This is a genomic window from Microcoleus sp. B4-C2 (assembly GCF_036705265.1).
GTDB lineage: Bacteria > Cyanobacteriota > Cyanobacteriia > Cyanobacteriales > Microcoleaceae > Microcoleus.
This window is the reverse complement of sequence record NZ_JAUBUB010000045.1, coordinates 15956-28931: the sequence shown is the minus strand read 5'-3', so window position 1 is coordinate 28931 and position 12976 is coordinate 15956. Positions and strand designations below refer to the sequence as shown.

Annotated in this window: 9 protein-coding genes; 3 read left to right on the top strand and 6 right to left on the bottom strand. The window is 47.4% G+C overall.

Annotated elements, in window-relative coordinates:
• The first annotated feature begins 191 nt into the window (after window positions 1–191).
• Window positions 192–767: an alpha/beta hydrolase gene (locus QUB20_RS14885; RefSeq protein WP_333057718.1), complete on the top strand. Its 576-nt coding sequence runs from the start codon at window positions 192–194 to the stop codon at window positions 765–767.
• Window positions 768–1341: 574 nt separating this feature from the next.
• Window positions 1342–2550 (top strand): DegT/DnrJ/EryC1/StrS family aminotransferase, encoded by a 1209-nt coding sequence (locus QUB20_RS14880; RefSeq protein WP_333057716.1) that lies wholly within the window; start codon window positions 1342–1344, stop codon window positions 2548–2550.
• Window positions 2551–3212: 662 nt separating this feature from the next.
• Here the strand turns inward: QUB20_RS14880 and QUB20_RS14875 are convergent.
• From QUB20_RS14875 to QUB20_RS14850, 6 genes are all read right to left on the bottom strand, one after another.
• Window positions 3213–3680 (bottom strand): regulatory protein RecX, encoded by a 468-nt coding sequence (locus QUB20_RS14875; protein ID WP_006634375.1) that lies wholly within the window; start codon window positions 3678–3680, stop codon window positions 3213–3215.
• Window positions 3681–3793: 113 nt separating this feature from the next.
• Window positions 3794–4204 (bottom strand): AbrB family transcriptional regulator, encoded by a 411-nt coding sequence (locus QUB20_RS14870; protein ID WP_015177612.1) that lies wholly within the window; start codon window positions 4202–4204, stop codon window positions 3794–3796.
• A 334-nt stretch (window positions 4205–4538) separates the two neighbouring features.
• On the bottom strand, window positions 4539–4727 hold the full coding sequence (locus tag QUB20_RS14865; RefSeq protein ID WP_333057446.1) for a hypothetical protein: 189 nt from the start codon (window positions 4725–4727) through the stop codon (window positions 4539–4541).
• A gap of 972 nt (window positions 4728–5699) precedes the next feature.
• Window positions 5700–5852, bottom strand: a complete 153-nt coding sequence (locus QUB20_RS14860) for a hypothetical protein (protein WP_333057447.1) — start codon at window positions 5850–5852, stop codon at window positions 5700–5702.
• Between the two features lie 31 nt (window positions 5853–5883).
• A complete protein-coding gene (locus QUB20_RS14855; protein WP_333246887.1) occupies window positions 5884–7581 on the bottom strand; it encodes a CHAT domain-containing protein in 1698 nt (565 codons plus the stop codon).
• Between the two features lie 4 nt (window positions 7582–7585).
• Entirely contained in the window at window positions 7586–7840 is a 255-nt protein-coding gene (locus QUB20_RS14850) for a hypothetical protein (RefSeq protein WP_333057449.1), read from the bottom strand.
• Between the two features lie 1408 nt (window positions 7841–9248).
• Here QUB20_RS14850 and QUB20_RS14845 point away from each other — a divergent pair.
• On the top strand, window positions 9249–12976 hold a 3728-nt coding region (locus QUB20_RS14845), incomplete at its 3' end, for a cadherin-like domain-containing protein (RefSeq protein WP_333291446.1).

The following is a 12976-nucleotide window of genomic DNA, read 5'->3' as shown; positions in this document are numbered from 1 at the left end:
AGGCCCATACTCGAAACCACGACGATCAGTCATTCGCAGTTCTAAAATCTAAAATCTAAAATCTAAAATCTAAAATGGTATAAGTGTTGGGGCGATCGAATAATGTGGCATTTCCCGAATACCTGAGCCTGTACAGTAACTAATAAGATGTGTCAAAGTCGAAGTAGAAAAAGATGTTGGGAGATTTGACTATGGGTCGAGCATTTTTCAAAAAGCGGTGGACGTTATTTTTAGCAGCAGGCGCGGGAATTGTATTTTACAGTAATGCTGCTGTGGCTGCCGAAAAGGTAGTGCTCAAATACAGTGCGATCCGAATGACTTTACCAGTCAGCGAATTAGAAATTTTTGTAGAAACTGGAAAAATGTCGCCCGGCTTAGAAATGCTGCTGGGAAAAGCAAAAAAAGACCCGGAATCCGTTCGCAACAGTCTGACGAGACCGGTGAAAGTCAGTCAAAGCTTTTTGGATCGGACGCTTAACAGCAAGGTTGGGGAAATAATCCTCGATGAAGTGGGTGAGGTAATTCGCACTCCTTCTGGGAATGCAAATCGAGAAGCTTTGAGATCTGCCTTGGTGCTGTCTGCAACTAATGATAACGAGATTACACTGCTGGAAGCGATGAAAAATTATCCTACTCCAGAAGTTTATGTTGAGGGCGATCGTTTAGTTGAAGCTTACGGCAAACTTGTAGCTTTGTCAGAACAATTGGGCGGCGTGTCAGAACGGCTGCAAGACGTTTTGAACAAGATTCGTCTGCCTAGATTGTAGTGGATTTGGTCGAGGACGGTTGATTGCTTTGATCGATCGCAGAATGTTGCTGAACCTGCATCAATAACAGGAAAGTTACATTTTTTTTGTGCAAAATTTGCCTAATTTTTACACCACTACAAAAAAATCTAACTCCAGGCAAGCTCCAAACCAGACGGGAATCAGTCATTCTTAATTCTAAAATCAAAAATCAAAAATTAGATAACTTCGCTGTCTAATCTAGATCGGGATAGATGTTCGACAGTTTACGAAAAGTTAAGCGAGAAGTACCCGTGTTTTTATTGAATAAAGTATTTAAAACACAAAATGCAGGCGAGAGCTTGTGTATCGCTCATAAACTGAAATACGATCTACTGGACATTGCAGATTCTCTATCTTAAAATAGATAAATTCTGTCATACTCAGGCGCTTGCGGAAAAACGGCTGGTCATTACTAAGCTTGTTATACAAAAGATGCCATTACACAAGGTATTAGCAAACAAGATGGAGCTAAAAAAATAAATAAGAAACGCTGATACCGCATTCATTAACACTTCCATTTGATTAACTTTACTTACTGGGTAAGACTAGCAACATGAACAACACTCCTATTCGTTCAAAAGACCGTTTTTTGGTTTTCGGCGCCCCGGCGATCGAAGATGCCGAAATTCAAGAAGTGGTGTCAACCATGAAAACAGGTTGGCTGGGTACAGGCCCTAAAGTTATGAGTTTTGAAAATGACTTCAAAGCTTACAAGGGTTCCCAGTACGCGATTTCAGTCAATTCCTGTACGGCGGCACTGCACTTGAGCATCCTCGCTGCTTCGTTAGAACCGGGGGATGAAGTCATTACTACTCCGATGACTTTTTGCGCTACAGTTAATGCGATCATCCACGCCGGGGCAACGCCGGTACTGGCGGATGTAGATCCGGTGACAATGAATATTGACCCGGCTCAAGTCGAAGCTAAAATAACTTCAAAAACTAAAGCAATTTTGCCAGTTCACTTCGCAGGTCGTCCCTGCGATATGGATGCGCTTTGCGAGATTGCTAGCCGTCACAACTTGAAGTTAATTGAAGATTGTGCTCACGCGATCGAAACAGAGTACAAGGGGCGGAAAGCAGGCACATTTGGCGACTTCGGATGCTTCAGCTTTTATGTTACCAAAAACATTACGACAGGCGAAGGAGGAATGATTATCGTCAGCAGTCAAGAATACGCCGACAGGCTCAAAATTTTAGCGCTGCACGGTATGAGCAAAGATGCTTGGAAGCGCTTCGGAGACTCGGGTTACAAGCACTACCAAGTGGTGGAGGTCGGTTTTAAATACAATATGATGGATCTGCAAGCTGCGATCGGCATTCATCAAATGAAACGAGTTGCTCCTTATTGGCAGCGGCGGGAGCAGATTTGGCAGCGCTACAACGAAGCATTTGCGGATTTGCCGATTACTTTGCCAGCGAAGCCCGAACCGGATACCATTCATGCTTATCACCTGTACACCATTCTGGTAGATGAAGCCAAAACAGGAATCAGCCGCGACGAGTTTCTCAACGCTATGAATGCTGAAAATATCGGTGTCGGCGTACATTACATGAGTATGCCAGAACATCCTATCTATCAAGAAATGTTTGGATGGCAGCCGGAAGACTATCCCAATGCTAGCTACATCGGACTGCATACAATTAGCTTGCCGATTTCGGCAAAATTAACAGATGCAGATGTGGAAGATGTAATTGCTGCTGTTAAAAAATGTTTGGCGATCGGCAAAACTAAAAATCTAGCTTTGGCAACAGCAGGCTAAAGTCCTGAAATAGCTTGTCATTAAAACATCCTAGCTGTTTTTTAAGAAAAGCAGCTAGGATGTTTTTTTCGATATTTTTTCTCCACAACGCCCTTTACCAAGAAATTGGGTCTAAAGCCCCGTCATAAGCTTGACGCCTTTAATTAATTATCAACTTTTGTTAATTGTTTTCTTGAACTTTCTTGCATTGTGTTCATTGTAGAGTACAAGAACTAGACTACAGGTAGAATAACCGCCGATACACATGAAACACCACGCTCAAACGACAGGTCGGAAAACAATAATGGTTAGTGGGTGGCGAAAACCACGAAAAACATAGCTGGGCTAACTAATGTAAGCCAAAATCAGAGACTAAACTTTTTATTTCTAAAATGTACTGTGGGGCACACAGAAACAAGAGAAGCAATTCTCGAAAGCTTGGGGAGACAAACCCTCGCGAGGCTATCTAAATTAAGCTCGATATTTGGTTCTTTTGAACGGATACCTGGTTTAAACACTGCCGCAAGGATAGATAGTTTTAAGGTATGTCGCAGAACCAAGAATCCCCTCGCCTTCAGGCAGGGGAGTGTCAAAAAAACTCAGGACTTAGACTTTAGCCCCGTCGGCAGCAGTGTAGTTGTGCTTGCCTATCGGGGCCGGCTCTATTTGCTTGACCCTACTATTTACTCGTCATCTTCTTCCGTCTGCCACTGTCGCCAAATTTCAAAGGCATTAAAGCCCCTGTATTGCAGGTAATTCAAGACTTTGCCCTTGGTTTTCGGATCTGCTTTACCCCAAGTATCGATCTTGTATTTCCGCATGACTTTGGCTTTTAATTCGGCCAGTTTTTCTGCTTCGGAGTCCTGATTTTCGGCAATTTCTTCTTCCCAGACTTGCTCGAACAAATCGTTGGTAATTCCTTTTTGCAGGCACTTGCGCTTGATGGCAGACTTTCCGTATTTGCCTGCTGCAGAGGCGATCGAGTTTGCCACCAAGCGAGTGTCGGACTGATAGCCGCGGTCTTGAATTTGCGCGATCGCCTCCAATATTTCCTCATTGCCAAAACCTTTCTCTTGCCCCTTTTTGCGAAGTTCAGAGGCACTGTAGTCTTTGCGAGACAAGAGAAAATAGAAATAGTCAAGACAGCTCATCAGTTAAATCGAAGGGTGGCGCGCAAATACTCGTGTAGCGAAGCCAAATCCAGTCGCCTTGCTATCGGCTGACTGCATCACGCGCGGCGAAGCTATCCCGCAGGGAATCGCCTCTATTCTTCTGTATCCTCCTCTTCATCATCCAATTCCACATCCGGTCTGTCCACATCGATCTGAATCAAGCGAATGTGCTTGTATCCGAGCTTAATTTCAAACTCGTCTCCCGGCTTTAATCCCATTTCTTGGGTATAATTTGCCCCGATCACGATCGAACCATTCTTGTGAACGCTAGCTCGATAACTCGCTTCTCGCCCGCGTCCGTCTGCTTTAGACTTCTCTAGCTCAATGCCCTTAGCAGCTAACACTGCATCGTAAAACTCAGCCAGATTAATCCGGGTTTCTCCACTTTTGCTGACTGTGAAGTAGCCGCAAAGCTTCGCAAGTTCTCTGCGTGGCAAATCACTGCCTTTGATTTTTTGAAGCAGACCTTTTCCTGTTAAGGGTGCTGTAGCTGTTTCTGCCATTGACCGTACCTCGCTTATTGGACTTTACTTATATCAATTACAACACATTAGATTAACTTTGTTTCACTGTCAATACTAATAATTCTGAATATTAAGATTCTGGAGAAATTTCTGCGGCCTCAAGACCGGGGGTGCAAGTAAGGATGCTCGAAGGGCGATCAATTTGCTCCTCGCGGCCCAAATCCTTGTGTAAGCCTTGGAGCGATCGCGCGGGGAATTATTGTCGCAAATTAAATGCTTTACTTTTTTACAGTAAAGTCTGTTCCCTGCATTCACCAATCCCCGATTGTGTCTGCGGTCAAGGTCAAAATAAGACAGCCATGAATGGAAATACCTAGAACGCGGCCACTGCAAATCTGCCGAAAGCATTTACCGGCGCGGGGTTAACTTTTACCTCAACAAGACGAGGCAGCACTTGTTCTCGATGCCACTGCCAGCTACTTGTAAATTCTATTTTTACGGCTGGAAATCCCCTCAAAACCCCAAATACCAACGAGCAATCTTCTATTAAGGTTTTGGGCATATAACTTGCACAGAACGCAGTCTGGGGAAGGCAATCCGGTAAAAATTGCAGGAAATTTCACCGGTTCGTTGAACGGGTTTAAGCTAAAACCCGACTCCATGGGCGCGGCGGCAGAAACATCGGGCAGCCACTAAGAGGAGAATAGTTTTGATCGGGCGAGATTGCTTCGCGACTCTTAACACTTCGCCACGAATCAGTAGATTTCTAGGGGGAACTGGCGAAAATCTTCCTCCTCCGGCCCCAAGCCAGAGAATTTGAGGTTATTTCCACAGGGGAATTGAAAAAGACCGAGTTTAATGCACAACAGCTTAAATGTTTGATGCACTACAAATTAGCAGCGGTTCCCGACATGGAGTTTCGATGGAAATGTATTGGTTTCGAGTCGTGGCCTGTAAACTGCCATACTCTCAAAATTTATGCACCAACTGGAGGGGCGCGTCAATCGATTTTAGATTTTAGATTTTAGATTTTAGATTTAAGCCTTGACCCCACGGATAAATACGTTCGGCAAGTTTCATCGGATACAGGTTTTTTATTTCACCGGTCCTGAGTCTGCTTTCGGAATGAATCACGTGGCGGGTATCCTGGATGCGAGGAGGTCAAACTCACAGCCGCTTCCATAATTAATTATTGTTAAATAAGCGCGCTGACGGTGAGGACGTTCTTAATTGTGGCAACTCTGGCTTTTATTGTCTTGTGCCGAATGAGGAATGCTCGTGCTGCCGAATCAGCCCGCTCAAAAACGCAGACAAGCCACCGACTCCTGTCGTGGAGAGATCAAAATTTTAGACTCTTGTTCCATTTCCCAGATTTATCTGTGGAGTAAATTTAAAATCTCAAATCGTTCGACTCAGGACTCAAGCCGAGGTCTAAAATCTCAAATCGACTGACGCATTCTATATTAAGCAGTCCCGGACTTACTTTCTCGACGAGAAACCCAGTTTCTTCCTCGATGCTTAGTTGGGCTGCTGCTTATTTTCGGTAAAAACCGACTTGATGAAGGTAAGTCCGAGATTCGATCGAGCAGTATACTTTCGATCGCTTTGCCAGCGGCAGCCGATCGCGAATGGCCAGCAAAAACCCCACCCAGTTTGGAGCCAGGCCAAGAGAGTCTAAATTCAGCATTGCAGTGGGCGATCGCTTTTGGCTATCGCTTTTAGTGACGTTGTTGCAGGTAATTTTGCGACAGGGGAGTCCGTACCGCCGGCAGTAACTCTTCTGGTTTCGGGCCTCGCTGGTTCGAGTACCGCCACCCAAAAAAGCCAGCACTAAAAGCAACGGACAACAAGCAAAGCATCAGGGTGACAGATTTTTTCAGCCCCGGTTTTTTTAACGGTTTCTGAGTCGATGCAGCGGCGCGAGTTGCTTGGATCGCTGAACACTCAGAATTAGGAATAGAGGACTGCGAAGCCGTCGGTGAGTTCGGTGAGTTAGTAGCATCGGCTCGATCGTTCTGGTGAACCCAATCCCTACGATCTTTTAATTGGTTGGGATATTCCCAGACTTCGCCGTCAGAATTGTCTGACTCATGGGATCGATTCGCTGGGATTGGGGGGTATTGGGCGATCGCCGAAACCGAAGACGGGGCCTTCCATTCAGTACCCGCGAGCGCCGGTGGCGTTCCCGGCGCGATTATGTGCACCATAGAACCGGATGTCGCACTGTGGGCTGGCGCGCCGGTCAAATAGCCGTCAAAGTCCGGGTGCTGATAGAGAATGGGCAAAGCCCAGTATAGCTGGTGAGAACCGTAGGCAGAAATTAGCCCAGCTCTGGCACGGCTCAGGCTGAGATCGACTGGATAGCCTTGATTGAGGTTGCGGTAAAACAGCCGCGTGAGAGTTAGGGCTACATCGTCGGGGATGCTTTCTGCCATTGCTAACACTGCTGGAATGCCCCGCTTCACTAGAGCTTCGGTTAAGTTTCGTTCCGGGCTGTCGTCCGCGAGGTCTGAGGGGTCGCCGTAGGCGCCGCGGCAGGAGTTAAACACGGCCATCTGAATACCGTTGTTAACGAGCAATCCAGCTAAGTCGTCGCCACTCAAGGTTTCGGTTAAGCCGGTGCGGCTGCTGACTAGGTAGAGTTCGCCACCTCTGGAACCTAAGTTGCTATGGCCTGCGTAGTGCAGGACTTGGTAGTGTCCTTGTTCTAGGGCTTGGGTAAGTTGTTCTCGATCGGGCTGTTCGAGAATAGTCAGTTGAATTTCCGGGGAATGGGGGCTGTTTTTGAGAGGATGACCGGTGCGGTTTTGGAGTTCTTGCTGCAAATGGAGCACTTCTCGCTTGAGCTGCAAGCTGTCTCGATCGCTCGGAGAGGCGATCGCCATTAAAATTTTTAGTGGCCCACCACTAGGCAGTATCCGGGTTTGTTTAAACAAACTTGTACCTGGTTGGTAGCGGGAAAACACGACATCGGTGCCGGTTGCCAAAGGGCGATCGCCGGCGTGCAGAACTTCCCACGGCAGTCGTGGCAAGCGCCGGCCTTTGAGTCCGAGTCGCAGTTGCAGCACTTCTCGGCGGTGCTGGGCGATGCCTTGAGCGCAAGTCCAGCTATCGCGCAAGTTTCCTTGAAACAGCCCGCTGTATAATTGTTGTCCGAGCGCTACTAAATTCGGCGCACAGTTGGGTCCCGAACGGGAGAGGCTGCGACCCGCAAAACTGCTTCCCTGTACTGCTTTTCCTTGGAGCAAGCCCACCAGCGGGTCGTTCATCAGTTGAGCAGACAGTGCAAGCCATTCGTCGATCGGCCAGCGGACTTGTTGTTCGGCTAAGGGTACACCGGGTGCAACCCTTTCTGTCCGCACTAGATATTCGTCGTCCCCAACAGGGGTGACTGAGAGTTGAAATTCCTGGCTCACCGGTTTAGCGCCCTCCCGCCTTAATTCTGAATTTGCCTGCGTTTTTGCGGCTAGCAATAGCGCTCGGCAACATATTTTTTACTCTTCCAATCAAAGTTTCTGAATGCGCTTCCCCCGATCGGGCGATCGCTAGGGTCATGTATATTTGTTCAAACACTTTGAGGATATAAAAGTTGTACTTTAATAACAGTTTATTAGTTTTGATTGCCCTGTGGCTCGGTGAAAGCCGAATTTTCTCCAATCTTGCTATCTTTAACATTTTGCACCTCTACCGCAGACCCCTTTAGATTCGTCGTGAACTTGAGTTTCTCATTGCTGAGTAAAGTTAAATTGGAGGCACTTTACCAGGCGGATCTCTAGTTCTTATTAAAATTACTTCGGCTCTCGCCAACCGGTTTCAGGGCAATATCGCAGGCAAATTTGAGTATTTTATTTTTTTGGGAGAGGGGTCGATCGGTCTTTACCGCTTATCCTCTACCACCAACCCCCCATGTGTAATCTTGATTTTGTGTCAATTAATTAATTGGTCAGCCCTGGGTTCTCATCCGTAAGCCCTCCGCCCTCATCCTTAAGACCTCCGTGGCGATCGATAATCGATACTTGACCATCGATTATTCCTAATAATTTATTGCTAATTTACCGCTTTCATGATATAGAAAATTTTTAATTTAACTGTTTTAATCGAGTTAAAGTTAAGCAGCAAAAATAAACATCAGCAGCCAAGAACTCTCAACAATACAACGACCATAAAATTGTTCCGGTACTCTCAAGCAACTCTTTTTTTGGCATCTAGAGGATTACCCCTCATCAGGCCGGTTTCTCGGAGAATTATTGGACTTGGTAGCGAAGCCGTTACAAAACAACAGGGTTGGGCAGCCTCGCCGTGGGTCATGCCCGCTCAAAATGCCGAGCTTGCAACAGTCACCAAAAACTACTCCTGCGTCATTTACCATTTGAAAGCAAATCTTACAATCTGCCTGAAGATAGATATATTTTGGCAGAACTCTTAGTATGGATCCGAAAAAAAACTCAGTTCGCGAGGTTTCCTCGAATGAGAGAAAATTGTGCCACTAAAAATTAGAACAAATATTTGGTCGGGGGAATTATCTAAATTTCTAATTAATCATCGGGAACTAAAATTACGAGGGTGCTGTCGTTTAGTCAAGAGATTCAAATCCTAGGTCAGGGAAGGATTTGTCAAAGCTGGGAGTGTTACAAAACTTCAATACACCCAGCCTAGATCGGAAAAAAAGCAAGGGTAAAATTTTGGGGGATAGATGTTTTGGGTAGTTATTTAGGAGTTGTCAGTTGCGAGTTTAAATTCAGCTAATTCACTGTAGAAATTACGTAGAAACTCTACAGGCAGGGGCCCTTCGGCGCAGCTTACTGTAGAAAATACCGAGAACATCTTAAAAGCTCGGAGCTTCGGCGCAGTTATTACAGTGTAGGTTGCGGATTAATTAATTTTGGTACGCAATGGCAGAATATAAAACTCGCAAAATAGCGAAAAAAACCTTGCAGTTTAAGTGGCATCTATAATAGTAAAGATGAGGAAACCAGCTCCTATAGGGGGCGAAAGCATGAAGTTTAAAAAAAATCTTCTGCAGCCTCCTGTTTGCTGATAAATTGATTCTAAGAAGCTTACCATTTTTTGGGAAATATCAACAATGGATGAACTAACGTTGTTAGAAGAAGGAGCGGGAACACTTTTTCTCGCTCAAGATGAAACACAAAAGCCAGTCGGGGATTTAGGCGACGACAGCTCTACAATTTCTGATGAGGAGTTAGCCGAGTTAATTCAGATAGCGCTCACCGAAAACACCGACGGCCTTACCACCACATTTCCAGCTCTGTCTAACGGCGTACTGGAAGAAGGTGCTGCTGATGACAGCCAAATGGCGGAATCTAACGGCGTACTAGAAGAAGGTGTGGGCGACATAGATGACTTAGATGATGACAGCGGCATCGATCGCCGCCGAACCGTCGTCGGTACCGATGACGATGACATCCTTGTCGCCACCGGCGAGCAGGATGAGATATTCGGCAAGAAAGGCAAGGACAAAATCAAAGGAAACCGTGGCAAAAAAAATAAAATCTACGGGGGTAAAGATGACGATGATTGCGAGGGCGGCGATGACGACGATGAAATAAGAGGCGATCTGGGCAAAGATACCCTCATGGGCGGCGACGGCAACGACACCCTTAACGGCGGTAAAGACAACGATACCGTGATGGGTGGCAGTGGCAACGACATCTGCGAAGGCGATGACGGCGATGACTGGACCCACGGCAACGAAGGAGATGATGACGTTGACGGCGGCGCCGGCAACGATACCGTCTATGGCGGCAAAGGCAACGATGATTGTGAGGGCGGCGAAGGCAACGATGCAGTCAGGGGCGACACAGGCAACGACAACGTTAGCGGCGGCGACGGCAACGATACCGTTAACGGTGGCAAAGATAACGATACCGTGATGGGCGATGCCGGCAGCGACGTTTGCATGGGTGACGACGGCGACGACAGCGTGATGGGCGGCGACGGCAACGATACCGTGATGGGCGGTGTCGGCAACGACGTTTGCATGGGTGACGACGGCGACGACAGCGTGATGGGCGGCGACGGCGACGACAGCGTGATGGGCGGTGCTGGCAACGATACCCTCGTGACTGGCAACGGCAATGACATGGCAGATGGCGGCGATGGCGACGACAGCGTTGTTGGTGGCGGCGATGGCGACGATACGCTGATGGGCGGCGACGGCAACGATACGCTGATGGGCGGTACTGGCAACCATACCTGTGTCGGCGGTGCTGGAGATGACGTTTATGTCGTGAGTAACAGTACCTCTGGGGCAAAAGCAGTCATCACTGACTACACAGACGGCAGCGACAAATTTCTGCTGTTTGGCGACTTGAACTTTAGCAGCTTGACCTTTATACAAGTCGGTGGCGATACCGAAATTCGGGTCAATAACTTTGCCTTGGCGCTATTGTTGAATGTCAACGCAACGCTGATCACTGCTGGCGACTTTTTGGAAGTTAATCCTGAAACTCCAACTCAAACTCCAACTCCAACTCCAACTCCAACTCCAAGTCAAACTCTCACTCCGATTTTTAACCCTCCGCGAGTGGAAGCTAATAATAACTTGACTGCTGGTTCCAGCGGCGGCGAGCAAACTATTACTTCTGAGTTGTTGCGGTTTGTCGATGACGAGCAAGGTCCTAGCGGCACAGTCTTCAAGTTAACCGAGCTACCCGATGCTACAACCGGCCAACTATTGTTTAATGGAGTCGCCGTAACACAAGTCGGTTTTACCTTCACTCAAGCAGACATTAACGCAGGCTTGGTAAGGTTCAAAGCGACAGTAGGTTTTGTCGGTGCGCTGAGTTTTGGTTTTGAAGTTAGCAACGGCAAACGATCTCTCACCGGCCAGCGTTTTAGCTTGAACATCGAGCAAAATGTCTTTAAGTTTGGTGGCACTACAGCACCTCAAGTTATTGTCGGTTCTGCGACGCTGGATAACGATATCGAAGGCAGCGATGGTGACGATAACATTACAGCCGGCAACGCCAAAGACAAAATCATCGGCGGCAAAGGCAAGGACACAATTAAAGGCGGCGATGGCGATGACGATATCGACGGTGGAGATGATGATGACGATATCGAAGTCGGCCTAGGCAAAAACAAAATCAAAGGAGGCAAAGGCAACGACAAAGTTAAAGGCGGCGATGATGATGACGATATCGACGGTGGAGATGATGATGATGATATCGACGGTGGTAAAGGCAAAAACACACTAAAAGGAGGCTTGGGCAAGGACAAAGTTAAAGGCGGCGATGATGATGACGATATCGACGGCGGCGATGACGATGACTCGATCGACGGTGGCCTCGGCATAGACAAAATCATCGGCGGTAGTGGCAATGACACATTAACCGGAAATGAGGGCGATGACTCGATCGAAGGTGGTCTAGGAACCAATACTCTAATTGGGGGTAGTGGAAAGGATCGCTTTATTTACCGCACTTCTCGCCAAGAGATTCAAACAGTTGTAGAAGCTGACTTTATTACTGACTTTAGTGTCGATGACGATGTTTTAGAGCTTTCTACGGCAGCTTTTGCTAATCTCAGTGTTTCTAGCTTGACGCGACTGGAGATTACAGCTACTTCTACTGTGGGGTCGATCGGCAGCGCTAACTTGCTCGATTTCAGCCTGGATACCACTGTTAACAGCATCGCGTCTTTGCAAGCGCGGTTTATAGCTTTGGGTGGCAACCGAGAAGCGCCTACTTTCTGTCAGTTTATAGATGCCGAGACCGGTCGTGCTGTACTGGTATTTGCTGTTGGGGCGCGCTTTGAAGTTCTCACGAGTTTCTCGGCAAGCATTCGCCTGCAAGTCAGTAACTTTGTCTTCAGCGGCACGTCACTAAATGTTCCTGTCGGTACTGCTGGTGCTGACAATGTGAATTTCGGCACTTATCCGGCTGCCGTTAATTTCGATGGTTTAGCAGGCGATGACAACATTGTCGGCAGCAATTTTAACGATACCATCCTTGGCGGCGACGGCAACGATACCATCACCGGCGGCCTTGGTTTGGATGTCATAAGCGGCGGCAGTGGTGCGGATCTGTTTGTTTACAGGACAACGAAAGAAGGCGGCGATAAAATTGCTGACTTTACTGTTGGGGTGGACAAATTCGAGTTTAGCGCGAGCGCTTTCGGCAATTTGACTACGACTAACTTTGACGGTGTTAGCGGTTCAACTCCTGACATTACTGGCAAAGAGTTAGTGATTTTCACAGGCGGCAGTTATGCCTCTTTGCAAGATGCACAAGCTAAAGCCCTGGGCAATTCTACAACTGCTGGTTTCTTCGCCTTTACTAATGCGTCGAACGAAACAGAGTTGTATTTTGACTCGAACGGTACCGTAGTCGGTGGTTCTACCTTGATTGCGAATCTGGGTACTGCTGCTACCAATCTGGGAACGGCGGACTTTGTATTCACAGGTACGATCGCACCTTCTGCGGGTGGTACTACTACCAACTCAGGTAGCGTGGCCGATTTAACTGCTGCTGGAAACACTTTCCCAAGCGACTTTAACAATTTCGGTTCAGGTGTTGGCGGTTACAACTTCACCTCTCCTGTGTTGTTTACCGGAGATGCGAAGGCTAACAGCGTCACGGGTACTGAGTTTGCTGACATCTTCAGCGGTGGTTCTGGTGCAGATATTCTGACTGGCGGTGCTGGTGCGGATCTGTTTGTTTACAAAGCAGCAGGGGAAGGCGGTGATACGATTACTGACTTTAATGCTGGGGTAGACAAATTCGAGTTTAGCGCGAGCGCTTTCGGCAATTTGACTACGACTAACTTTGACGGTGTTAGCGGTTCAACTCC